Below are 24,269 nucleotides of genomic sequence, written 5' to 3' on the forward strand. Positions count from 1 at the left end.
CTGAGTTGACGCTTATGTTGTACTCAATGATACGGCCTGCAGGGTACTGCGCGGCCAGATCGGACACCACAGCAAATGGGTTTTTGTCCACATGGAAGCTAAGAAGCGCGCCGATGGCACGTTAACACCGGCCGTCAGGTAAATGCGCGTTGTGCGCGTTGATGATAATACGGCTTGGCGTTTGGCAATGAAGCGGGCCGGAATTGATAATTTCCGCTTCCATGATCTTTGGCACACCTTGGCGAGCTGGTTAGTTCAATCAGGGGTGCCGATATCCGTTTTGCAGGAAATGGGCGGTTGGGAGTCAATCGAGATGGTGCGCCGGTATGCCCACCTAGCACCGTCTCATTTGACCGAACACGCGAGGCATATTGATGCCATTTTTAACGAAGGTGTCCCAAATTTGTCCCATGAGGAAAAACAGGAGGGGACAAGCAAAACGTAACCCATTGAATCCAAATGGTACGCCCTACTGGATTCGAACCAGTGACCTACGGCTTAGAAGGCCGTTGCTCTATCCGACTGAGCTAAGGGCGCACTGCGGGAAGTTGCTGGATAACGCGGATTGGATTATACGGAGCGGACCGGTCGAGTCAATGGCTTTTATGACAACGGGTGGTTCGCTGGACAAAAGGATTTCATTCAGTGCCTGACAGCGGGCCGCGCTTCTGCCAAAATACCCCCCATCTCAGCATGATTACACTGATGGATTGCCGATTCTGATGGTCGCTAAACTTATTGATGGTAAAACTATTGCTCAGCAGGTCAGGGATGAAGTGGCCGTGCGGGTGCGGCAACGCCTGAGCGTCGGGAAACGCGCGCCGGGACTGGCGGTGGTATTGGTCGGGGAAAATCCGGCATCGCAGATCTACGTCGCCAATAAGCGCAAAGCCTGCGAGGATGTCGGTTTTGTCTCCCGCTCCTATGAATTGCCGAGCACGGTCAGCGAGGCCGAACTGCTGGCGCTTATCGATACGCTTAATGCCGATAAGACGATTGATGGTATCCTGGTGCAACTGCCGCTGCCTCCGGGCATGGATAATATCAACGTGCTGGAGCGCATTGCGCCGGATAAGGATGTGGACGGATTCCACCCTTATAATGTCGGCCGCCTGTGCCAGCGGGCGCCATTGCTGCGGCCCTGCACCCCACGCGGCATCATCACCCTGCTGGAACGTTATCAGATCGAGACCTTCGGGGTGAATGCCGTGGTGGTGGGCGCATCCAACATCGTCGGGCGGCCGATGAGCCTGGAACTGCTGCTGGCCGGCTGCACCGTCACCGTCACCCACCGGTTTACCAGGGACCTCCAGCGTCATATCGAATATGCCGACCTGCTGGTGGTGGCGGTGGGCAAACCCGGATTTATTCCCGGCGAATGGATTAAACCCGGTGCCGTGGTGCTGGATGTCGGCATCAGCCGTCTTGCCAACGGCAAGGTGGCGGGCGACGTGGCCTTCGAGGCGGCTTCGCAGCGCGCATCCTATATTACGCCGGTACCCGGCGGCGTCGGTCCTATGACGGTCGCGACCCTTATTCAAAACACTTTGCAGGCATGTGAAGACTTTCACGATACAGCATCTTAACGGCGGAACACGATGGAAACTTTCTCACTTGACGGCCATCCGTACATTGAACTGTGCGATTTACTGAAGATTCAGGGTTGGTGTCACAGCGGCGCGGCGGCGAAAACCGCCATTTATGGTCAGCAGGTCAAGGTCAACGGTGCGATGGAAACCCGCAAGCGATGCAAGATCGTCACCGGGCAGCAGGTGGAATTTTTAGGACAGGTGGTTAAAGTCGTCGAATAAACCGCTATCGGCCCGGCGCAGGATATCCGTATGCCGCCGGGGCGTGAGGCGCTATAAACGACAAGGGCGCGGAAGAACCGCGCCCTTGTCGTATCCACAGCCGTAAGACACAACGCTTATAGCCGGCGCATGCCGCGGCGCAAAACCGCCTTCAGACCCGGCAACACGACGGCGAGGCGCTATTATCCACGCCGCCAAATGGTGCCGCCGGCGCCGTCTTCCAATACGATGCCCAGTGCGGTCAGTTTTGCGCGAGCCTCGTCCGCCAACTGCCACTGTTTATTGTTGCGCGCATCGTTACGTTGCTTGATCAGCGCCTCGATCTGTTCGGTTTCGCTGATATCCACCCGGGCGCCGTTTTGCAGGAACTGCTCGGGATCTTGTTCCAGCAAGCCCAGGACATTAGCCAACCGGCGCAGCGCCGCCGCCAGCCCGAGCGACGCAGGCGGGTTTTCCACTTTCAGGCGATTGACTTCGCGGGCCATCTCGAACAACACCGAATACGCTTCCGGCGTATTAAAATCATCATCCATGGCGGCGGTAAACTGGTCGACAAACGACTCGCCGCCGGCGGGCACGGCCGCTGTATCAGTACCGCGCAGGGCGATGTAAAGCCGCTCAAGGGAGGATCTGGCCTGTTTGAGATTATCTTCACTGTAATTCAGCTGGCTGCGGTAATGGCCGGACATCAGGAAATACCGCACCGTTTCCGCATCGTAATATTTCAGCACGTCGCGCACGGTAAAAAAGTTATCCAGCGATTTGGACATTTTTTCCCGATCGACCATCACCATGCCGGAATGCATCCAATAATTGACATAAGGCCCTTCGTGGGCGCAGCTCGACTGGGCGATTTCGTTTTCGTGGTGGGGAAACATCAGGTCCGAACCGCCGCCGTGAATATCGAAATGATTGCCCAAATGCTTGCAGTTCATGGCCGAGCATTCCACATGCCAGCCCGGACGCCCCGGTCCCCATGGCGACGGCCAGCTGGGCTCGCCTTCCTTGGACATTTTCCACAAGACGAAATCCATCGGGTTGCGTTTGACATCGTCGATATCCACCCGGGCGCCGGCCTGCAACTGCTCGAGATCCTGACGCGATAACACGCCATAGGTGGGGTCGGAGTCCACAGCGAACATGACATCGCCGTTGGCGGCCTGGTAGGCATGGTTTTTTTGCAGCAAGACCGCCACGATGTCGATGATATCGGCCATGTGCAAGGTCGCGCGTGGTTCTTCATCCGGACGCAGAATATTCAGGCTGTCGAAGTCCCGGTGCATTTCAGCGATCATACGGCCGGTAAGCGTATCGATGCTTTCATCGTTGGCATGGGCCCGTTTGATGATCTTGTCGTCAATATCGGTGATGTTACGCACATACTTCACCTCATAACCTTTAAAACGCAGGTACCGGGTAACGACGTCGAAGGCGACAAACGTCCGGCCGTGGCCGATATGACAAAGGTCATAAACGGTGATGCCGCACACGTACATACCGACTTTACCGGCATGAATGGGTTGGAAATCCTCTTTTTGACGTGTCAGGGTATTATAAATCTTCAGCATCGACATTCATTCCATGGTGTTAACGGGTACGTGTGTATAGCGACAAGTTGAGACAGGGTATTTTCCAACAGCGTATTGAACCCTGAAGGCGTCGGTAATGCAAGGACGGGGCCCTGGTTTTCAAACGGCGGGTTATCCCCGGCCAACAGCACGGCCTGGCTTGCCAGAATAACAGAAATGGTCATCCGCTGCGGTGAATGCTGACTCCATGGCAGACTTATGTTATAAATCCAGTCTGCTTGATCACTTCGTGTGAGCAACTCTTTTACCGACTCGTAGGACAACTATTTATGGTCACTCTTCATACCAATCACGGCGATATCGTTATTAAGACCTTCGCCGACAAAGCGCCGTTAACCGTTGAGAACTTCCTGACCTATTGCCGTGACGGCTTTTATGATAATACCATTTTCCATCGCGTTATTAATGGTTTCATGATCCAGGGCGGCGGTTTTGAACCCGGCATGACGCAGAAAAAAACCCGCGCCACCGTGAAAAACGAAGCCAACAATGGCCTGAAGAACAATCGCGGCACCCTGGCCATGGCCCGCACCAACGATCCGCATTCCGCCACCGCGCAATTCTTTATTAACCTGGTGGATAACGACTTCCTGAACTTCCGTTCCGAACGCCCGGACGGTTGGGGATATTGCGTTTTCGCCGAAGTAACCGACGGTATGGATGTTGTCGATAAGATTAAAAACGTGGCGACCGGCAACAGCGGCCCGCATCAGGATGTACCGAAAGAAGATGTGATCATAACCGGCGTGACCGTAGACGAATAAATCGTTGCCATGGCAACCCTGTTTGTTGCGGATATTCATCTTAGCGTCCAGGAACCGGCGATTACCGCCGGTTTTCTGCATTTTTTGCAACGGCAGGCCGTCCACGCCGACGCGCTCTATATCCTGGGCGATTTGTTCGAAGCCTGGATTGGCGATGACGACCCTTCCCCGCTGCACGGCGAGATAGCCGCGGCGCTGAATGCGCTGGCGCGCCGGGGAATACCCTGTTTTTTTATCCACGGCAACCGGGATTTCCTGCTGGGCCGGGATTTTGCCGCCGCCAGCGGCATGACGCTGCTGCCGGAAGAACAACTGCTTACCCTGTACGGCCGGTCGGTGCTGGTTCTGCACGGCGATACGCTGTGTACCGATGATCAGGCTTATCAACGCTACCGCCGGCGAATCAATCAACGTTGGCTGCAGCGCCTGTTCCTGGCGCTGCCGCTGAGATGGCGCCTGCGCATTGCCGGACGGATGCGGGCCAGCAGCCAGCGCGCCAATATGACGAAATCCCAGACGATTATGGACGTCAGCCAAGAGGCGGTTACCGCCGCGCTTGTGCGTCATGGGACCGATTGGATGATCCATGGCCATACCCACCGGCCGGCGATCCATGCCGTGCAGACCGCGGCGGGCATCGCCCATCGCGCGGTACTGGGCGCCTGGCACCTTCAGGGATCGATGATCCGGGTTACCGGGGCTAGCGTCGAGCTGATTGAGTTCCCCTTCGATTAAGCGGCGCAATTTATAGCGCCGGCGGCTACGCAACCGTTTTCCTCTCCAGGCGCACATGATATGCTCTACGCCCTCTTCTTTCTGATAGCCTGCGCCGGGCGCATTGCGGCGCAGGCTGTGGGAGAGCGGTCGGCAACATTTACAGGAGCACCACGCGCATGCAATCCAATCTTGCCCCGGCAAAAATCGCCATCGTCATGGGGTCCAAAAGCGACTGGGCCACGATGCAATTCGCCGCCGACATTCTCGCCACGCTGCAGCTTGCCTGTCATGTGGAGATCGTCTCGGCGCATCGCACCCCCGACAAGCTCTTCCGCTTTGCTGAACAGGCATCCGCCGCCGGGTTTGAAGTGATTATCGCCGGCGCAGGCGGTGCCGCCCATCTGCCCGGCATGCTGGCGGCAAAAACGCTGGTGCCGGTACTTGGCGTGCCAGTGCAGAGCGCGGCATTAAGCGGCGTCGACAGCCTCTATTCCATTGTCCAGATGCCGCGCGGCGTGCCGGTGGGTACCCTGGCGATCGGCAAGGCCGGCGCGGCCAACGCCGCACTGCTGGCGGCGCAGATCCTGGCGTTGCACGATCGGGAATTATCCGCCCGGCTGGCGGCCTGGCGTGTGACGCAGACTGACGAGGTGCTGGCGCATCCCGATCCGCGGGAGGAAGCATGAAACCGGTATGTATCCTGGGCAACGGCCAGCTAGGGCGCATGCTGCGCCAGGCCGGCGAACCACTGGGCATTGCGGTCTTCCCGGTGGGGCTTGACGCCGATCCCGGCTCGGTGCCGGTGGCGCAAAGCGTGATTACCGCTGAGATCGAGCGCTGGCCGCAGACCCCCCTTACCCGCGAGCTGGCCCAGCATAATGCCTTTGTTAACCGCGATATTTTTCCGCGGCTTGCCGACCGGCTGACGCAAAAACAGCTGCTGGACAGCCTGAGGCTTGCCACCGCGCCCTGGGAAGAACTGACCGCGGCGGCGCAATGGCCGCAGGTGTTTGCCTCCTTTGGCGACCTGGCCATCGTCAAGCGGCGCGTGGGTGGCTATGATGGGCGCGGCCAATGGCGTCTCGTACCCGGCGAAGAGGCGGCGCTGCCCCAGGAGTGCTACGGCAGTTGTATCGTTGAGCGCGGTATCGCCTTTTCCGGCGAAGTTTCGCTGATCGGCGCCCGCGGGCATAACGGCGACAGGGTGTTTTATCCGCTGACGCATAACCTGCATCAGGACGGCATCCTGCGCACCAGCGTGGTTTTTGCCCGGCCGGACGACAGATTGCAGCGCCGGGCCGAGAGCATGCTCTCGGCAATAATGCATGAACTAAAATATGTCGGCGTGATGGCGATGGAATGTTTTATCGACGGCGATGATCTGTTGATTAACGAGCTGGCGCCACGGGTGCACAACAGTGGGCACTGGACGCAAAACGGCGCGTCCATCAGCCAGTTCGAGCTGCACCTGCGCGCCATCCTCGGCCTGCCGATGCCTAAACCCGCCGTCACGGCACCGTCGGTGATGGTTAATCTTATCGGCACCGACTGCAACACCGAATGGCTGGCCGAGCCGCTGGTCCATCTGCATTGGTATGAAAAAGAGGTGAGGCCGGGACGTAAGGTCGGCCACCTGAATCTTAACCATAGCGATCCCGCCGCGCTGAGCCTGGCGTTGGAACATCTCGCTCCAATGCTACCAGTGGAGTATTACAGCGGGCTGGAATGGGCGCGGCAAAAACTGGCCGAATTGGGCTGAAAGATCGCGGAGAGACTCACTTAAAAAGGCCCCGGCGGGGGCGGTGAAGTTCATGCCAGGCCCCATGCATCGAGCGCCCCCTGTATTGCCCGGCGCAGGCACTACAGGGAGACACCTAAGCCTTGCACATGAAATAGTTGCCCAGGCGGCATGCATCACACCGCCGGCAAAATTGTCCCCCAAATAACATCACGCTTTGCGCATCAGACCATAAAATCTTTCAGCGCGCCATTAAGCGTGGCGCTTGGGCACATGGCCCGGCTGGCCAATTCCGGCGACGGATGATAATACCCGCCGATATCAACCGCCTTGCCCTGCACCTGGTTTAACTCGGCGACAATCTGGCCTTCGTGTTCGGCAAGGGTTTTCGCCAAGGGGGCAAACTGATCGCGCAGCTCGGCATCCTCATCCTGCCCCGCCAGCGCCTGCGCCCAATACAGCGCCAGGTAGAAATGGCTGCCGCGATTGTCCAGCTCGCCGGTTTTACGCGAAGGCGATTTATTGGTATCCAGGAATTTACCGTTGGCCTGATCGAGCGTTTTCGCCAAAATCTTCGCCTTGGCGTTGGCGCGGGTGCTGCCCACATGGTCCAGGGACGCCGCCAGCGCCAGGAACTCGCCCAGGGAATCCCAGCGCAGGTGGTTTTCCTGCAGGAACTGCTGGACATGTTTTGGCGCCGAGCCGCCGGCGCCGGTTTCAAACAGGCCGCCGCCGCTCATCAGCGGCACAATGGACAGCATCTTGGCGCTGGTGCCCAGTTCCATGATCGGGAACAGATCGGTCAGGTAGTCGCGCAGCACGTTGCCGGTCACCGAGATGGTGTCCTTGCCCTGGCGGATGCGATCGATGGAGAACTGGGTCGCTTCTTCCGGCGACATAATGCGAATATCCAGCCCGCTGACATCGTGATCCTTCAGGTAACGCTCCACCTTGCGGATCATTTGCGCGTCATGGGCGCGGGCCGGGTCAAGCCAGAAGATGGCCGGAGTATTGGATTCACGGGCGCGGTTAACCGCCAGTTTCACCCAATCCTGGATAGGCAGATCCTTGGCCTGGCACATGCGCCAGATATCGCCGGCCTCGACGGATTGTTCCAGCAGCACGTTGCCCTGCTCGTCGGTAACCTTGACTACACCGTCCTGTTTGATCTGGAAGGTTTTATCATGCGAGCCGTATTCCTCGGCCTTTTGCGCCATCAGGCCCACGTTGGGCACGCTGCCCATGGTGGTCGGATCGAAGGCGCCGTGCCGTTTGCAATCGTCGATCACCACCTGGTATACGCCTGCGTAGCAGCGATCCGGGATCACCGCCTTGGTATCATGCAGCTTGCCGTCGGCGCCCCACATCTTACCGGAGTCGCGGATCATCGCCGGCATCGAGGCGTCGACAATGACATCGCTCGGCACATGCAGATTGGTGATGCCTTTGTCGGAATTGACCATGGCCAACTGCGGCCGCACCTGGTACAACGCCTGGATGGCCTGTTCGATTTCCTGCTGGCGGTCGGCGGGCAGCGCCTTGATCTTGGCGTACAGATCGCCGATGCCGTTATTGACATCAATGCCCAGCGGTTTGAGTTCGTCCGCGTAGCGCTCCAGCACATCCTGGTAATACTCGGCGACAAACTGGCCGAAGATGATGGGGTCGGAGACTTTCATCATGGTGGCTTTCAGATGCACCGACAGCAGCACGCCCTGTTTTTTGGCATCCTCAAGCTGTTCGGCGATAAAGCGGCGCAGCGCCTTTTTACTCATCACCGACGCGTCGATAATCTCACCGGCATTCACGGCGGTTTTGGCTTTCAGTACCTGTACCGCGCCATCTTTGCCCACCAGCTCGATTTTTACGCTGCCGTTATCGGCAATCAGTGCGGATTTTTCGCTGCCGTAAAAATCGCCGTCGCTCATATGGGCAACGTGGGATTTTGAGTCGGCGGACCAGGCGCCCATCCGGTGCGGATGCTTGCGGGCATAATTTTTCACCGACAGCGGCGCGCGGCGATCGGAGTTACCTTCGCGCAGCACTGGGTTTACCGCGCTGCCTTTGATTTTATCGTAACGGGCATTGGCTTCTTTTTCGGCGTCCGTGGCGGGTTCATCCACATAGTCCGGCACCTTGTAGCCCTGCTGTTGCAGTTCCTTGATGGCCGCTTTCAGCTGCGGCAGCGAAGCGCTGATATTGGGTAATTTTATAATATTGGCTTCGGGGGTGACGGCCAGTTGGCCAAGCTCGGCCAGGTGATCGGCGATTTTTTGATTTTCGTTAAGGTATTCCGGGAAGTTGGCGATGATGCGCCCGGCCAGCGAGATATCGCGCGTTTCCACCGCGATGCCCAGGGATTGGGTGAACGCCCTGATGATCGGCAGCAGGGAATAGGTGGCCAGGGCCGGGGCTTCATCAGTAAGCGTATAGACGATCTTCGAGGTTGTGGACATTTATTACGTTAACTCCTCTATATCATAGCGATTGCAACTATCTTGAAGAGTGCGGGACCGTTGCGTTCACCGTCGGCACCATCCGGGAGCATAGGCGGAAAAAAACGATTTCCGGGAAACACTTCCAGGTGCTTCAGTTGGGCAGAGTGGGTCTGCGGAATGATGGTGTACCAGGCCGTTACTGTGCAGTAGACGGCCGGTAACTGTCAACCGGGTTGTCACTCTGTTGAACATCAATTGTTTCATTAATGTTCACATATTGTAAAAATTAGCCCTGATATTGCCGGTGAGCGCCTTTTTTCCCCAGCAGGCGCTGCCCCAGCACGGTGCCGCAGGCGGAAAGCAAGAGCGCGCCGCACAGCGGAACCATCCACCACAGGCGATAATCCGGCTCCCAGGGAAAATCGAACACTTTACGCTGCAACAGCCCCAGGGCCACCTCCGCGCCCGCCGCCGCCACCACGCCGGATACCAGTCCCAATAATGCAAACTCATACCACAGCGTGGCCCGCAGCAGCGTTTTCCCGGCGCCAAGCGTGCGATAGACCACCAATTCCTGCTGGCGCTGGCGCATGCCGACCTGTACCTGCGCCAGCAGCAGCAGCCCGCCGCACAGTAATACCAGTATCACCATGATTTCCAGCGCCCGGCTGACCTGTTGCAGAACCTGGCCGATCTGTCCCAGAATGGCACCGATATCCAGCAGGCTGAGCGTGGGAAACTGGCGGTTTAGCTGTGCCGGAAAAGCCGCGGGGCCCTGATAACGGAAACTGGTCAGCCAGGTTTGCGGCTGGCCGTCCAGGGCGCCCGGAGGAAAAATAAAGAAAAAATTCGGCCGCAGGCTTTCCCAGTCCACCTTGCGCAGGCTGGTGATCCGGGCGCTGAAGGATTGGGTATCGCCGGTAAAGGTGAGCGTATCGCCAAGCTTGAGCTTGAGCTGGTCGGCTACCTGCTGTTCCATGGAGACTTCCCCCGGCCCCGGCGGCCAAACGCCCGCCACCAGCAGGTTGTGATCGGGCTTTTGCTCCAGCCAGGTCAGGTTCAGCTCGCGGTTTACCGTCCGTCCGCCCGCATCGTTCTCATGGATCAGGTCGGTGGCTTTTTGGTGATTAATTTCCGTCAGCCGGGCGCGGATGATCGGGTAAAAGGTGCCTGGCGCTACCCCGTTGCGCTGCAGAAAGTCCCTGACCTGCGGCACCTGATCGCCGGTCATGTTCAGCAAAAAGTAATTAGGGCTTTCCGGCGGCAACTGCTGCCGCCAGCGATCGAGCAAATCTCCGCGCATCACCAGCAGCAGCGCCAGCAGCATAAACGACAGCGAGAACGCCGCCAGTTGGGTCAGCGTTATCCAGGGCTGTCGCAGCAGGCGATTCAGCGCCAGGCGCAGCGCCAAACGCCGGACCACCAGGCGACGCAACAGCCATAACGCGCCCCATCCCACCGCTGCCAGCAGCAGGGACAGGACGCCCATGCCGCCGGCCAGCGACCATAACAGGCCGTTGGCGCCGACGGTGAGCAGCAGCAGGGCCAGCACGATAATCAGCATTACCGGCAGATAGATACGCAGCGGCCAGAAGGTTTGGGTAGCGTCGCGCCTGAGCACGCGCAGGGGGCGGGTTGCCAGCAACTGACGATAAGGACGCAGCCCCACCAGCAGAGAAATCACCACCAGCGCCCCCAGGGACCATAACCACGGCCAGCCGCCGGCGGGCGGCAGTTCGGCAGGCAGGACCGGCGCCAGCATCCGCATCAGGGCCGCTTCAAATAATAAACCGATCACACTGCCGCTGACGCCGGCGAAGACCAGCAGCGAGAGCCATTGGCCGACCACCAGTTTCATCAGCGCGCGCCTGCCGGCGCCCAGGGTTTTCAGCACCGCCACCAGATCGCCGCGGCTGCGGCAGTAATGCCCCATGGCCACCGCCACCGCCGCCACCGACAGCAACAGCGTCAGCAGCGCCGACAGCACCAGGAAGGACCGCGATCGTTCCAGGGATGAATTCAGCGCGCCGCTGGAATCATCCATGCTGTACCAGCGCTGGGAAGCGTCGAGCTTCGGCGTCAGGTAGCGTTCGAAACGCTCAAGCGCGGGCGGATCGCCGGCAAACAGATAGCGCCAACTGACCCGCCCGCCCGGCTGTACCGCGCCGGTGGCGGCCACATCCGCCAGGTTGATGACGATGGCCGGCGCGGTCTGGAAGGGATTAAAACCGCTGTCCGGCTGCTGGATAAGCTCGCCGGCGATGCGCAACGTCGCATCGCCCACATCGAGCGGATCGCCGATTTTCAGCCCCAGCAGGGCCATCAGCCGCGGCGCCACCAGGACGGTCCCCGGTTGCGAACGCAGGCCGGCCGGGCGGGTCGTCAGCGTGCCGTACAGCGGATAGAGGGCGTCGGTGGCCGTGACATCGGCCAGTTGCGCATTATCGCCGGCGAAAGTCATGGTCATAAAGCGGATCTGCCGGCTTACGGCCAGGCCGTCATTCGCGGCCTGCTGCAGCCAGCCCTCGGCCACCGGACCCGACGCGCGTAATACCCGGTCGGCGGCCAGGAATTCGCGGCTTTGCTCGCCGAGCCCTTTTTGCATGCGGTCGCTGATATTGCCCAGCGCCAGCACGCAGGCAACGGACAACGTCATGGCCAGCCAGACAATCAGCAGCGACGGTGAACGCCATTCACGCCAGAACCAGCGACCGATCATGCCACCTCCAGCAATTGACCGTCCTGCAGGCGCAGGCGTCGTTCACAGCGCGCCGCCAGCTGCGTATCATGCGTGACCAGGATAAGCGTGGTGGCGTTGTCCCGGTTAAGCGAGAACAGCAGATCGGCAATACGATCGCCGGTTTTACGATCCAGGTTGCCCGTCGGCTCATCGGCAAACAGCACCTGCGGGCGGCCGCTGAACGCGCGGGCCAGCGCCACGCGCTGCTGCTCGCCGCCGGAAAGCTGGGCGGGCAGGTGTCCCAGGCGCCGCGCCAGGCCAAGCTTATCCAACAGTTCCAGCGCTTGCTCCCGGCTTTGACGTTCGTTTTCGCCGCGCAGCAGGGCGGGCAGTTGCACATTTTCCAACGCGGTCAGGGTGGGCACCAGCATAAACGACTGGAAGACAAAACCGATGCTTTTGGCCCGTAGCCTGGCGCGTGCCTCTTCGTCGAGCGACGCCAGTGGTTGCCCCAATAAACGCACCTCCCCTTCACTGCCGTCGTCCAAGCCGGCCAGAATGCCGAGCAAGGTCGACTTGCCGGATCCGGATTCGCCGATCAGGGCAATTGTCTGGGCGGGTTTGACAAGCAGCTCAACTCCGGTAAGGATGGAGATCTGGTTTTCTCCCTGACCGACGTGTTTATTAAGATGATGAACTTCAAGAACGTTTTCCGCGGGCATTTTCTCTTCCTTTTCCTGATGGCGTTATTGAGTGTACGTGCAAACGCCGCAGACACCTTATTGATTTTGGGCGATAGTCTTAGTGCCGGCTACCGGATGCCGGCGACGCAGGCCTGGCCGTCCCTGCTTAACGATCGCTGGCGCAAGGAGTCGGACAATATCCGCGTCGTCAACGGCAGCATCAGCGGCGACACCGCGACACAAGGACTGGCGCGCCTGCCGGGCCTGCTGGCGCTGCACAAGCCGCGCTGGGTCGTGATTGAGCTGGGCGGTAACGATGGCCTGCGCGGCTTCCCGCCGCCGTCAATCGCCGGCGATCTCGCCAAGGCCATATCACAGGTTAAATCGGCGGGCGCGCAGCCCCTGCTGATGCAAATCCGGCTGCCATCCAATTACGGCCGGCGCTATACCGAGTCGTTCAGCGCCATCTATCCGGCGCTGGCGCAGCAATATAACGTGCCGTTATTGCCTTTTTTTATGGAACAGGTGTACCTGAAGCCACAATGGATGCAGGATGACGCCATTCATCCCAACGCGGATGCGCAGCCTTTTATTGCCGAATGGATGTCCGCCAGGCTGCTGCCCCTACTTAAACATGATTTCGCCTCCGGCGGAGCGGCCAATGGGTAAAGTTATGCAAAAAACCGTCGTTATCACCGGCTGTTCCAGCGGCATCGGCTGGGTGGCGGCGCAGGACCTGCGCCGGCGCGGCTATCGGGTGCTGGCGACCTGCCGTAAACCGGCGGATGTCGCCCGCCTGGCCGCCGCCGGGTTTGAAACGCTGGCGCTTGATCTTGACGACGAGCGCAGCGTCGACGACGCGTCGGCGCGCATCCTGGACCTCTGCGGCAAGCGGCTGTACGGTTTATTCAACAATGCCGGATGCGGGGTATACGGACCGCTGGCAAGCCTTTCCCGCCGCCAGTTGGAACAGCAGTTCGCCAGCAATCTTTTCGGCACCCATCAGTTGACGCAGCGGCTATTGCCGGCCATGCTGCCCCACGGCGAGGGGCGCATCATCCAGACCAGTTCGGTAATGGGGCTGGTAAGCACCCCGGGACGGGGCGCCTACGCCGCCAGTAAATTTGCCCTGGAAGCCTGGTCGGATACGCTGCGCATGGAACTGCACGGCACCGGTCTGTGCGTGAGCCTGATTGAGCCGGGGCCGCTCAGCACCGCCTTTACCCGCAATGTAAACCAGTCGCAGGCGGATAAACCGGTGACCAATCCCGGCATCGCCTCACGATTTACATTGCCGCCAGAGGCTATACTGCCCAAACTACGTCATGCTTTGGAGCATCCACGCCCCCGATTGCGTTATCCGGTGACCCTGGTCGCCAGCGGTTTGTCCCTGCTGCGCCGTTGGCTGCCGGGCCGTTGCCTGGATATGATTTTACGCGCCAGCCATTGAGGCGGGGAAAGATGCCCCAATATAGTGCTAAAACGGGAGAGAGAATTTCATGTTAGCTCAAGCCACCATTATTGATATTAACGAAGCAAACCTACAGCAGACGCTCGAACTGTCCATGTCGCAGCCGGTGCTGTTCTATTTCTGGTCGGAACGCAGCCCGCATTGCCAGCAGATGACCCCGGTTATCGATAAACTGGCGCAGGAATTCGCCGGGCAGTTCGTCCTGGCCAAAGTGGATTGCGACGCCCAGCAGGCGCTCGCCGCCCAGTTCGGCTTGCGCGCCATCCCGACGCTCTATCTGTTCAAAGACGGGCAGCCGCTGGATGGTTTTCAGGGACCGCAGCCCGAAGAGGCGATTCGCGAACTGCTGCTGCGCGCCCTGCCCGATCCGGCGCAGCTGAAAATGACCGAGGCCAGCGACCTGATGCAGCAAGGACAGTATGCCGAAGCGCTGCCCCTGCTCAAGGAAGCCTGGCAGCTGAGTGACAAATCCAGCGAGGCGGGCCTGCTGTTGGCGGAAACCTATATTCAGCTCAAGCGCACCGAGGATGCCGAAGCCGTGTTGGCGGTTTTTCCGCTGCAGGATAAGGACACGCGCTACCAGGGCCTGATGGCGCAAATCGAACTGATGAAGCAGGCGGCGGATACGCCGGAAATACAGTTGCTGCAACAGCAGGTGCAAAACGCCCCGGCGGACGCGGGGCTGGCGGTGCAACTGGCGCTGCAATTACACCAGGTCGGCCGCAATGAAGAAGCGCTGGAACTGCTCATCGGCCATTTGCGTAAAGATCTTGCCGCCGCCAACGGCGATGCGCGCAAGACCCTGATGGATATCCTGGCCGCGCTCGGCACCGGCGATGCCTTAGCCGCCAAATACCGCCGCCAGCTTTATTCCCTGCTCTACTAAGGGTTCCCCGGGCCAATGGCGCCCGGCTACACTCTGCTTATGCCGCCGGGCGCGCATTAAATGCGTGCCTGTGTCACTGATTCCCCCCGCTTGGCGCGTCTTTGCCCCGGCAAAAGCGTACTATTACATTAGTGTTGAAAAGAGTGTGTCATGCTAAATACGTGTGAAGAAGATGTCGCACCGGCCGCGCTAGATGGCGTTATTATTTTCTCTCATGAAATGGAGATTTCACCATGGAGATTTCACCCATGCTGACGGTAATCCCAATTATTATTGTCCTGGCCCTGATCATCGTCTGGGCGGGGATAAAAATTGTCCCTCAGGGATACCAATGGACGGTTGAGCGTTTCGGCCGCTATACCCTTACCTTAAAACCCGGGCTGAACCTGGTGGTGCCGTTTATGGACCGGGTGGGCCGCAAGATTAATATGATGGAACAGGTGCTGGATATCCCCTCGCAGGAAATCATCTCCAAGGATAACGCCAACGTGACCATCGACGCCGTGTGTTTTATCCAGGTGGTCGATCCGGCGCGCGCGGCCTATGAAGTCAGCAACCTCGAGCAGGCCATCCTTAACCTGACCATGACCAACATCCGTACGGTGCTCGGTTCCATGGAGCTGGACGAAATGCTGTCGCAGCGCGACGGCATCAATACCCGTCTGCTGCATATTGTCGATGAAGCCACCAGTCCCTGGGGGATTAAGGTCACCCGTATCGAAATCCGCGATGTGCGCCCGCCCGTCGAGATGATCGCCGCGATGAACGCCCAGATGAGGGCCGAGCGAACCAAACGCGCCAATATCCTGGAAGCGGAAGGCGTGCGCCAGGCGGCCATTTTACGCGCCGAGGGTGAAAAACAGTCCCAGATCCTCAACGCCGAAGGCGAACGGCAGGCGGCATTTTTGCAGGCGGAAGCCCGCGAACGCGCCGCCGAGGCGGAAGCCAGGGCCACTAAAATGGTGTCCGAGGCCATCGCCGCGGGCAATATCCAGGCCATTAACTACTTTGTGGCGCAGAAATACACCGATGCCCTAAAGCATATCGGCTCCGCCAACAACAGCAAGGTTATCATGATGCCGCTTGAGGCCAGCAATCTGATGGGCGCCATCGGCGGCATCGCCGAACTGCTTGGCGAGAGCAAAACCGGCCGGGGTAAATAACCATGCTTGCCGCGCTGGTCGTCCATCCGCACTGGTTTTGGATTTCGCTCGGCGGTCTGCTGCTGGCCGCGGAAATGTTGGGCGCCAGCGGATATTTATTGTGGAGCGGCGTCGCCGCCGTACTGGTGGGGCTGGTGGTATGGGCCGTGCCGCTAGGCTGGGAGTGGCAGGGCGTGGCCTTCGCATTGCTGACTATCTGCGCGGCGCTGGGATGGTGGTACTGGCTGCGCTCGCGCACCAAAGCGTATCCGGCATCGCTGCTGAACCGGCGCGGAGAACAGCTGGTCGGCGTCAAGACCACCCTTGCGGAACCCCTGGTGAACGGGGTGGGCCGGGTACGCATTGGCGACAGCACCTGGCGCGCGCGCTGCGATACGGATCTGGCCATGGGCGCCACGGTCGAGGTGATCGCGGTGGAAGGCATTACCCTGCGGGTGCGTCCTTATCATGAACACGCATGAGGCCGCCCGCCGTGGCCCGCGGCAGGTAGCAGGGTCGTTATTCCCGGCGGGCGCCGGCGGCGCAGCAACCCGACAGGTTATTGATAATCGGGCATTCGGCGCTATCGTCGCCGGGACAACTTTCCGCCAGGATCAATAAATGACGGCGCATGGCCTCCAGTTCCTCAATGTGGTGCTCGATGTCTTTGACCTTACGCAGGGTGCGTTCCTTGACATCGGCGCTGTGGCGCAGCGGGTCGTTAAACAACGCCACCAGCTCGCGGCACTCATCCAGGTTAAATCCCACCAGCCGCGCCTGGCGCAGCAGCGTTAGCTCCTCCACATGGCGCGCGTTATAGCTGCGATAACCGTTATCCCGGCGCACCGGCGGCGTTACCAGCGCCTTATCCTCATAAAAACGGATCGCTTTACGGGTTAAACCGGTTTTTTTCGCCACATCGCTGATATTCATGGTTCCCCCTTGACCTTCCCCTTGCGGCAAGGTTTAAGCTCTATTACAACGACTTTTCCACGGCGCAGTCAATCAGTTCGGCACCCTTATTACCGCCGGTAACGACCCGCCGCCTTTTCCACCAAGGAGTTTTCAATGTCACAGACCATTGTGCTCGCCCTGCAGGGACTCTCCTGCGAACATTGTATCAAACGGGTCCGGGAAGCCCTGGAATCACGCGATGACGTGGAAAGCGCCCAGGTGGCGCTGGATTATGCCACGGTCACCGGCGCCGCGACGGCGGCGGAGCTTATCGCCAGCGTCAAACAAGCCGGCTACGAGGCCGCGCCCGCGGGCCGGCCCGATACCGAACTCCAGCTTTCCGGCCTGAGCTGCGGCCATTGTGTAGCTACTACCCGTAAAGCGCTGGCCGCCGTGCCGGGCGTCAACGCCGCCGAGGTCACGTTGGATCACGCCGGCGTTTATGGCGCGGCCGATCCGGCGGCGCTTATCCGGGCGGTGGAGCAGGCTGGCTATCAGGCTATCCTTGCGGGGAATATCGCCCACCCAAAAACTGAGCCGCTGACAGGCAACACTTCAGCGCCGGATATTCTGGCAGCGGCGACATTACCTCCGGCAACGGCTCCGGCAAGTACCGATACCGATGACAGCCTGCATCTGCTTATCAGCGGCATGAGCTGCGCCAGCTGCGTCCTGCGCGTTGAACGGGCCTTACAGCAGGTGCCTGGCGTTGGGCAGGCGCGGGTCAACCTGGCGGAGCGTAGCGCCCTGGTGCTGGGAGCGCCCGACGGCGACGCGTTGATTGCCGCCGTGGCGCGCGCCGGCTACGGCGCGGAAATTATCCAGGATGACGCCCTGCGGCGGGAGCGCCAGCAGCAGACGGCGCTCCAGGCGACGCGTCGTTTCCGCTGGCAATCGGCGCTGGCCCTGGCGCTGGGCGTGCCGCTGATGGCGTGGGGACTGTTCGGCGGCAGTATGACGCTGACGCCGGAAAGCCGTCCGCTGTGGCTGGTCATCGGCGTTGCTACGCTTGTGGTGATGGCGATCGCCGGCGGCCATTTTTACCGCAGCGCCTGGAAGAGCCTGCGAACCGGCAGCGCCACCATGGATACCCTGGTGGCGTTGGGCACCGGCGCCGCCTGGCTTTATTCCATCAGCGTCGCGCTGTGGCCGGACGTGTTTCCGATGATGGCGCGGCACCTCTATTTCGAGGCCAGCGCGATGATCATCGGGCTGATTAACCTGGGCCACGCCCTGGAGCAGCGCGCGCGCCAGCGCTCGTCCCAGGCGCTGGAACGCCTGCTGGATCTGACGCCGCCCATGGCCCGGGTGGTCGAGGCCGACGGCGAACGCGCCCTGCCGCTGGCCGAGGTGCGCCTTGGCATGATCCTGCGCCTGACCACCGGCGACCGGGTGCCGGTGGACGGCGAGATTACCCAGGGCGAGATCTGGCTGGATGAGTCCATGCTGACCGGAGAACCGGCGGCACGGCATAAATCCGCCGGCGAAAAGATCCATGCCGGTACCGTGGCGCAGGACGGCAGCGTGCTGTTCCGGGCCGACGCCATCGGCAGCCAGACGACGCTGGCGCGGATTATCCGTTTAGTACGCCAGGCGCAGAGCAGCAAACCGGCCATCGGCCAATTGGCGGATCGCATTTCGGCCATCTTTGTTCCCGCCGTGGTGGCGATAGCCGTGATCAGCGCGGCCATTTGGTATCTGGTGGGCCCGCAGCCGCAGATGGTCTACACCCTGGTGATCGCCACCACGGTGCTGATTATCGCCTGTCCCTGCGCCCTGGGGCTGGCCACGCCCATGTCTATTATCGCGGGGATCGGTCGCGCGGCGGAGTTCGGCGTGCTGGTGCGCGACGCCGACGCGCTGCAGCATGCCACCACCCTTGATACCCTGGTATTCGATAAAACCGGCACGCTGACGGAGGGGCGGCCGCGGGTGGTGGCGGCCGAACCGGCGGCCGGTTTTGTCCTGGAGGATGTTGTGGCGATCGCCGCCGCGCTGGAGCAAGGCTCCAGCCATCCCCTGGCGCACGCCCTGGTGGCCTATGCCGGCGCGCGGGCGCTGGCCGGGGTTGGTGATTTCCGCACCCTGCGCGGCCTGGGCGTCAGCGGCGACGTCGCGGGGAAGCGGGCGTTGCTTGGCAACAGCGCGCTGCTGCAACAACAGCAGGTCGATATCGCCGGCCTTGCCGCGCGGGTCGCCTTTTGGTCTGAGCAGGGCGCCACGCCGGTATTGCTGGCGCTGGACGGCAAGGCGGCGGCGCTGTTCGCCATCCGCGATCCGCTGCGCGACGACAGCGTGGCCGCGCTGCGCCGGCTGCATGGCCTGGGTTATTCCCTGGTGATGCTGACCGGCGATAACCCGGCTACCGCCGGCGCGGTGGCCAGGGAAGCCGGCATCGACCGGGTGATCGCCGGCGTCCTGCCGGACGGCAAGGCGGAGGCGATTAAAACGCTGCAACGCCACGGACACCGGGTGGCCATGATTGGCGACGGCATCAATGACGCCCCGGCGCTGGCTCAGGCGGAAGTCGGCATCGCCATGGGCGGCGGCAGCGACGTGGCGATTGAAACCGCTGCCATTACCCTGATGCGCCATAGCCTGCACGGGGTAGCCGATGCGCTGGCGATAGCCAACGCCACGCTGCGCAATATGAAGCAAAACCTGCTTGGCGCATTTATCTATAATGCCCTGGGTATTCCCATCGCCGCCGGCGTCCTCTATCCCTTTACCGGCACGTTGCTCAGCCCGGTGGTGGCCGGCGCGGCCATGGCCTTATCGTCCATTACCGTGGTCAGCAACGCCAACCGCTTGATACGCTTTAAGCCCAAAGCGTAACGCCTTACACGGGCGATGATGTTAACGTTAAGGACTTGTCACGCAACGGGAGTGGTATGCAATGAGGAGCTTATTACGGCGCATGGCGACCCTGCTGGGTTTTTTGCCCGCGGAGCAGTACGCCTGGCCCGGCATGGACGTCAGCCTGTCCGATCACCGCCGGCTGCATATGGTGGGCAGCATCCATATGGGCACCCGTGATATGGCGCCGCTGCCCGCGCGCCTGCTATCCCTACTGCGCCAGGCCACGGCGCTGGTGGTGGAAGCGGATATCACCGCCGGCTCGCCGTTGACGTCGGTGCCGCCGGTGGCTACCCCGCTCAGGGATCGTCTGTCCGCAGACCACTATCGCATTTTCAGCGACCTGTGCGCCGAATATCAGCTGGACGGGGAGGCGCTGTCGGCGTTGCCCGCCTGGCAGATCGCCCTGATGCTGCAGGCGCGCCAGGCCGAGCGGCTGGGGCTGCGCGCGGACTACGGCATCGATTATCAGCTGATCCAGGCGGCCAGGGACATGGGCAAGCCGGTCATTGAACTGGAAGGGCCGCAGGAACAGCTGGACCTGCTGCTGCAGCTTCCGGATCAGGGGAATGCCCTGCTGGAGGATACCCTGCGCCATTGGCATACCAATGCGCGCCTGCTGCAGACCATGATCGGCTGGTGGCTCGACAGCAGGCCGGTCAACCTGGATAAAGCCTTTCCCGCCACCTTCAGCGCGGATCTGTATCATTATCTGATGACCGAACGCAACCTGCGCTGGAAACAGCAGTTGCAGGACCTTCCCCCCGGCGGCTATGTGGTGGCGGTGGGCGCCCTGCATTTGTACGGCGCCCAAAGCCTGCCCTCGCTGCTGCGGCGTTGAGTTTTTGTCCGGCGGGGCATTTACCCCTTGCCGCGACTACGTTAACCTGAATTATTATTTATTCATTAAGTATCTTATTGGTATTCGGGACGATGTTATGACGCCTGCGGTTAATATACTGGAAAAAAACCATATTGCTTTCACGCTCCATCCTTACCAGCATGATAGCGATGAAACCCATTTTGGCGCGGAAGCGGTCAGCAAGCTGGGACTTGACGCGGCCCAGGTTTATAAAACCCTGTTGGTGGCCCTGAACGGCGAGGCCAGGCAGTTGGCGGTGGCGGTGACGCCGGTGGCGCTGCAGCTGGATTTGAAAAAAGTCGCCAAAGCGCTGGGCGCGAAAAAAGCCGAAATGGCCGACCCCCTGCTGGCGCAAAAGACCACCGGCTATCTGGTCGGCGGCATCAGCCCGCTGGGACAGAAGAAACGCCTGCCGACGGTCATTGACGCGCCGGCGCAGGCATTTGCCACGATATTCGTTTCAGGCGGCAAACGCGGCCTGGATATTGAACTCAGCCCGGCTGATTTGCGCCAGCTGCTGTCGGCGACATTTGCCGATATCGCTAAACGCGACGGCCAGGATAAGGGTGCGCCACTCGCATGACGTTACGCGCCACCGATTCGCTGTCTGCGCATACGGGGGGACGGCGCACGCTGTTCCCGGTCCTGGCTGCCATCAGCGTCGCCCATCTGCTCAACGATATGGTGCAATCGCTGATCCTGGCGATTTACCCGCTGCTGCAGGCGTCGTTTGCGCTCAGTTTTACCCAGGTCGGTATGATTACCCTCACCTACCAGATTACCGCCTCGCTGCTGCAGCCGCTTATCGGCGGCTTTACCGATAAATATCCGCAGCCCTACTCGCTGCCCATCGGCATGGGTTTTAGCTTATGCGGCATCCTGATGATGGCGGCGGCGACCAGCTTTCCAATGGTGCTGGTCGCCTCGGCCCTGGTCGGCACCGGCTCGTCGGTTTTTCATCCGGAATCGTCCCGGGTGGCGCGCATGGCGTCCGGTGGGCGCCATGGCCTGGCCCAGTCGCTGTTCCAGGTCGGCGGCAATTTCGGCGCCTCGCTCGGTCCGCTGCTGGCGGCGGTATTTATAGCGCCTTATGGCAAGGGGCATCTGGCCTGGTTTGCGCTGGCGTCGCTGTTGGGCACCATCATCTTGCTGCAGGTGGGCAAATGGTACCGCGGCGCCATCCGGACGCCCGCGCCGCAACGCGCCCAGGCGGCCAGCGCATCGCCGCTGCCGTCCCGGCGGATAGCCTGCGCCATTGCCGTGCTGCTGGTGCTGATCTTCTCCAAATATTTTTATCTCACCAGCATCAGCAGTTATTACACTTTCTACCTGATCCATAAGTTCGGCCTGTCGGTACAGGCGGCGCAGATGCATCTGTTCGCGTTTCTGTTTGCGGTGGCGGTCGGCACCGTTATCGGCGGGCCGGTGGGCGATCGCATCGGCCGGAAATACGTGATTTGGGGTTCGATCCTCGGCGTCACGCCGTTTACCCTGATGCTGCCTTATGCCTCCCTGGCGGTAACCGGCGTGCTGACCCTGTTTATCGGCGTCATCATCGCCTCGGCCTTTTCCGCCATACTGGTGTATGCCCAGGAACTGCTGCCGGGAAGGATCGGCATGGTATCGGGGCTGTTTTTCGGCTTCGCCTTCGGCATGGGCGGGCTGGGCGCTGCGGTGCTTGGCCATATCGCCGATAGCACCAGCATTGAATATGTCTACCAAATCTGCTCGTATTTGCCTTTATTAGGCATTCTGACCGCTTTTCTGCCTGATAATAGCTAAAAGTGTTTTTTGTTTCCCACGAAACTGTTTCGCTGGGAAACCACAGGCCTTGCCCCGCACGGTAATAGCGTAAAAAAGTGATGAAACTTTCGTCTTGACCCTTTTTTCGTCGCAAAAGCTTTTTTTCGCCTCTTTGCTATAAATTCCTACACAAAGCCCCATCGAATACCATAAACTCAATATGTAAAACTTTGTTTCTAACCCCCCTTAATGAAGGAGTTGGGATGCATCATGCCACACCGCTCATTAATACCATCGTGGGAGGACTGGTCCTGGCTTTCCTGCTGGGCATCCTGGCTAACCGCTTTCGCATTTCACCCCTGGTAGGCTACCTGGCGGCCGGCGTGCTGGTCGGTCCGCATACCCCCGGTTTCGTCGCCGATACGTCGCTGGCCCCCGAACTGGCCGAGCTGGGCGTGATTTTGCTGATGTTCGGCGTGGGGCTGCATTTTTCGCTGAAAGACCTGATGGCGGTGAAATCCATCGCCATTCCCGGCGCCATCGCCCAAATCGCGGTGGCGACGATCCTGGGCATGACCTTTTCCCTGGTCATGGACTGGACCCTGGCCAATGGGCTGGTGTTCGGGCTATGCCTGTCCACCGCCAGCACCGTGGTGCTGCTGCGCGCGCTGGAGGAGCGGCAGCTTATCGATAGCCGGCGTGGCCAAATCGCCATCGGCTGGCTGATTGTCGAAGATCTGGTCATGGTGCTGACGCTGGTCTTGCTGCCGGCCTATGGCAAGCTGCTCGGCGGCGAAAGCGAAACGATGCGGCAGGTGTGGCTGGATCTCGCGCTGACGCTTGGCAAAGTGGCGGCCTTTATTACTTTGATGATCGTGGTGGGGCGGCGGATTGTGCCGTGGGTACTGGCGAAAAGCGCCAGTACCGGCTCCCGTGAGCTGTTCACGCTGTCGGTGCTGGCCATGGCGCTGGGCATCGCCTTCGGCGCGGTGGAATTGTTTGGCGTCTCGTTTGCGCTGGGCGCGTTTTTCGCCGGCGTGGTGTTGAATGAATCGGAGCTAAGCCATCGCGCCGCCCATGACACATTGCCGCTGCGGGACGCGTTTGCCGTGTTGTTTTTTGTCTCGGTGGGTATGCTGTTCGACCCGCTGATCGTTATCCACGAGCCGCTGGCGGTGCTGGCCACCCTGGCCATTATCCTGGTCGGGAAATCGGCGGCGGCGTTTGCGCTGGTAAAAATCTTTGGTCACTCCAGTCGTACCGCCATGACCATTTCAGTCAGCCTGGCGCAAATAGGCGAGTTCGCTTTTATTCTGGCGGGACTCGGCATTTCACTTGGCATGTTATCGCCGCAGGGGCAGAACCTGGTGCTGGCCGGGGCGATTTTGTCGATTATGATCAACCCGCTGATGTTTGCCCTGCTTGAGCGCTATCTGGCACGGCATGATAGCGAGGACGAAAAAACCGCCGAAGGGCAGGCCGGGGAGGAGATCCAGCAGCCGATGGAAGTGTGTCATCACGCGCTGCTGGTCGGTTACGGCCGGGTCGGCAGCCTGATCGGGGCGAAACTGGCCGAGGCGGGCATGCCGATGGTGGTGATTGAACATAACCGGGCGCGTGTGGATACGCTGCGCGGCCAGGGAATCAATGTCGTGCTGGGCAATGCCGCCAAGCCGGAAATCCTGTCCCTCGCGCGCCTGGACTGCGCCAGCTGGCTGTTGCTGACAATACCCAATGGGTTCGAGGCCGGGGAAATCGTCGCCCTGGCGCGGGAAAAACGCCCTGATCTGCGCATTATCGTGCGTGCGCATTATGACGACGAGGTGGCGTATATTACCGAACGCGGCGCCACCCGGGTGGTGATGGGCGAGCGGGAAATCGCATCCAGCATGATTGCCCTGCTCCAGTTGGACGCCGCCAAAATCCCCTACTGAT

At 60.4% G+C, this 24,269-nt stretch carries 20 protein-coding genes, 1 tRNA gene and 2 pseudogenes; 17 read left to right on the forward strand and 6 right to left on the reverse strand.

Going from position 1 to position 24,269, the window contains the following annotated elements:
- Window positions 1-16 precede the first annotated feature (16 nt).
- Window positions 17-445, forward strand: a pseudogene (locus tag ABUK12_RS10095) (tyrosine-type recombinase/integrase); the annotation flags it as partial.
- 15 nt (window positions 446-460) lie between these two features.
- Here ABUK12_RS10095 and ABUK12_RS10100 read toward each other — a convergent pair.
- Window positions 461-537: transfer RNA gene (locus tag ABUK12_RS10100), tRNA-Arg, on the reverse strand.
- A 185-nt stretch (window positions 538-722) separates the two neighbouring features.
- Between ABUK12_RS10100 and folD the strand changes: the two genes are divergently transcribed.
- Complete coding sequence (gene folD, locus ABUK12_RS10105; protein ID WP_410016140.1) at window positions 723-1,586, forward strand: bifunctional methylenetetrahydrofolate dehydrogenase/methenyltetrahydrofolate cyclohydrolase FolD; 864 nt, start codon at window positions 723-725, stop codon at window positions 1,584-1,586.
- 12 nt (window positions 1,587-1,598) lie between these two features.
- The gene (gene ybcJ, locus ABUK12_RS10110; RefSeq protein WP_410016141.1) at window positions 1,599-1,811 is read left to right on the forward strand and encodes a ribosome-associated protein YbcJ; all 213 of its coding nucleotides are present in this window, start codon (window positions 1,599-1,601) and stop codon (window positions 1,809-1,811) included.
- A gap of 182 nt (window positions 1,812-1,993) precedes the next feature.
- Here ybcJ and cysS read toward each other — a convergent pair whose 3' ends face one another.
- Window positions 1,994-3,379, reverse strand: coding sequence for a cysteine--tRNA ligase (cysS, locus tag ABUK12_RS10115; protein WP_410016142.1), 1,386 nt, complete (start codon window positions 3,377-3,379; stop codon window positions 1,994-1,996).
- A gap of 290 nt (window positions 3,380-3,669) precedes the next feature.
- Between cysS and ppiB the strand changes: the two genes are divergently transcribed.
- The 4 genes from ppiB (at window position 3,670) to purK (ending at window position 6,640) form a co-directional block, all read left to right on the forward strand.
- A complete protein-coding gene (gene ppiB, locus ABUK12_RS10120) occupies window positions 3,670-4,164 on the forward strand; it encodes a peptidylprolyl isomerase B (RefSeq protein WP_410016143.1) in 495 nt (164 codons plus the stop codon).
- 9 nt (window positions 4,165-4,173) lie between these two features.
- Complete coding sequence (locus ABUK12_RS10125) at window positions 4,174-4,899, forward strand: UDP-2,3-diacylglucosamine diphosphatase (RefSeq protein ID WP_410016144.1); 726 nt, start codon at window positions 4,174-4,176, stop codon at window positions 4,897-4,899.
- Window positions 4,900-5,057: 158 nt separating this feature from the next.
- A complete protein-coding gene (purE, locus tag ABUK12_RS10130; RefSeq protein ID WP_410016145.1) occupies window positions 5,058-5,567 on the forward strand; it encodes a 5-(carboxyamino)imidazole ribonucleotide mutase in 510 nt (169 codons plus the stop codon).
- Complete coding sequence (purK, locus tag ABUK12_RS10135; RefSeq protein ID WP_410016146.1) at window positions 5,564-6,640, forward strand: 5-(carboxyamino)imidazole ribonucleotide synthase; 1,077 nt, start codon at window positions 5,564-5,566, stop codon at window positions 6,638-6,640. The genes purE and purK overlap by 4 nt, the downstream gene beginning before the upstream one ends.
- Before the next feature lie 203 nt (window positions 6,641-6,843).
- On the opposite strand, the gene ABUK12_RS10140 is transcribed toward purK, so the two are convergent.
- The 3 genes from ABUK12_RS10140 to ybbA all read right to left on the reverse strand — a co-directional run bounded on the left by ABUK12_RS10140 (window position 6,844) and on the right by ybbA (window position 12,459).
- Window positions 6,844-9,075, reverse strand: coding sequence for an NADP-dependent isocitrate dehydrogenase (locus tag ABUK12_RS10140; protein ID WP_410016147.1), 2,232 nt, complete (start codon window positions 9,073-9,075; stop codon window positions 6,844-6,846).
- A 268-nt stretch (window positions 9,076-9,343) separates the two neighbouring features.
- Window positions 9,344-11,776 carry a putative ABC transporter permease subunit YbbP gene (gene ybbP / locus ABUK12_RS10145; RefSeq protein WP_410016148.1) on the reverse strand — a complete coding sequence of 811 codons (2,433 nt, stop codon included), beginning with the start codon at window positions 11,774-11,776 and terminating at the stop codon, window positions 9,344-9,346.
- The gene (gene ybbA / locus ABUK12_RS10150) at window positions 11,773-12,459 is read right to left on the reverse strand and encodes a putative ABC transporter ATP-binding protein YbbA (protein WP_410016149.1); all 687 of its coding nucleotides are present in this window, start codon (window positions 12,457-12,459) and stop codon (window positions 11,773-11,775) included. Before ybbA ends, ybbP begins: the two co-directional genes overlap by 4 nt.
- Here ybbA and tesA point away from each other — a divergent pair.
- From tesA to ABUK12_RS10175, 5 genes are all read left to right on the forward strand, one after another.
- The gene (gene tesA / locus ABUK12_RS10155) at window positions 12,427-13,089 is read left to right on the forward strand and encodes a multifunctional acyl-CoA thioesterase I/protease I/lysophospholipase L1 (RefSeq protein ID WP_410016150.1); all 663 of its coding nucleotides are present in this window, start codon (window positions 12,427-12,429) and stop codon (window positions 13,087-13,089) included. The two genes, ybbA and tesA, sit on opposite strands and share 33 nt — an antisense overlap.
- Window positions 13,090-13,093: 4 nt before the next feature.
- On the forward strand, window positions 13,094-13,870 hold the full coding sequence (locus tag ABUK12_RS10160) for an SDR family oxidoreductase (protein WP_410016605.1): 777 nt from the start codon (window positions 13,094-13,096) through the stop codon (window positions 13,868-13,870).
- A gap of 49 nt (window positions 13,871-13,919) precedes the next feature.
- Window positions 13,920-14,777, forward strand: coding sequence for a tetratricopeptide repeat protein (locus ABUK12_RS10165; RefSeq protein ID WP_410016151.1), 858 nt, complete (start codon window positions 13,920-13,922; stop codon window positions 14,775-14,777).
- Window positions 14,778-15,025: 248 nt separating this feature from the next.
- Complete coding sequence (locus ABUK12_RS10170) at window positions 15,026-15,940, forward strand: SPFH domain-containing protein (protein WP_410016606.1); 915 nt, start codon at window positions 15,026-15,028, stop codon at window positions 15,938-15,940.
- Window positions 15,941-15,942: 2 nt separating this feature from the next.
- The gene (locus tag ABUK12_RS10175; RefSeq protein ID WP_410016152.1) at window positions 15,943-16,401 is read left to right on the forward strand and encodes an NfeD family protein; all 459 of its coding nucleotides are present in this window, start codon (window positions 15,943-15,945) and stop codon (window positions 16,399-16,401) included.
- 37 nt (window positions 16,402-16,438) lie between these two features.
- Here ABUK12_RS10175 and cueR read toward each other — a convergent pair whose 3' ends face one another.
- Window positions 16,439-16,852 (reverse strand): Cu(I)-responsive transcriptional regulator, encoded by a 414-nt coding sequence (gene cueR / locus ABUK12_RS10180; RefSeq protein WP_410016153.1) that lies wholly within the window; start codon window positions 16,850-16,852, stop codon window positions 16,439-16,441.
- A gap of 135 nt (window positions 16,853-16,987) precedes the next feature.
- Between cueR and copA the strand changes: the two genes are divergently transcribed.
- The 5 genes and pseudogenes from copA (at window position 16,988) to ybaL (ending at window position 24,268) form a co-directional block, all read left to right on the forward strand.
- Window positions 16,988-19,708 carry a copper-exporting P-type ATPase CopA gene (copA, locus tag ABUK12_RS10185; RefSeq protein WP_410016154.1) on the forward strand — a complete coding sequence of 907 codons (2,721 nt, stop codon included), beginning with the start codon at window positions 16,988-16,990 and terminating at the stop codon, window positions 19,706-19,708.
- A gap of 61 nt (window positions 19,709-19,769) precedes the next feature.
- On the forward strand, window positions 19,770-20,570 hold the full coding sequence (locus ABUK12_RS10190; RefSeq protein ID WP_410016155.1) for a TraB/GumN family protein: 801 nt from the start codon (window positions 19,770-19,772) through the stop codon (window positions 20,568-20,570).
- Between the two features lie 97 nt (window positions 20,571-20,667).
- Window positions 20,668-21,174 (forward strand): Cys-tRNA(Pro)/Cys-tRNA(Cys) deacylase YbaK, encoded by a 507-nt coding sequence (gene ybaK, locus ABUK12_RS10195; RefSeq protein WP_410016156.1) that lies wholly within the window; start codon window positions 20,668-20,670, stop codon window positions 21,172-21,174.
- 53 nt (window positions 21,175-21,227) lie between these two features.
- Window positions 21,228-22,373 (forward strand): annotated as a pseudogene (locus ABUK12_RS10200) (MFS transporter); the annotation flags it as partial.
- A 224-nt stretch (window positions 22,374-22,597) separates the two neighbouring features.
- Window positions 22,598-24,268, forward strand: coding sequence for a YbaL family putative K(+) efflux transporter (gene ybaL / locus ABUK12_RS10205; protein ID WP_410016157.1), 1,671 nt, complete (start codon window positions 22,598-22,600; stop codon window positions 24,266-24,268).
- Window position 24,269 lies beyond the last annotated feature (1 nt).

The sequence above is a fragment of the Sodalis sp. C49 genome (genome assembly GCF_046352915.1).
Taxonomy (GTDB): domain Bacteria; phylum Pseudomonadota; class Gammaproteobacteria; order Enterobacterales; family Enterobacteriaceae; genus Acerihabitans.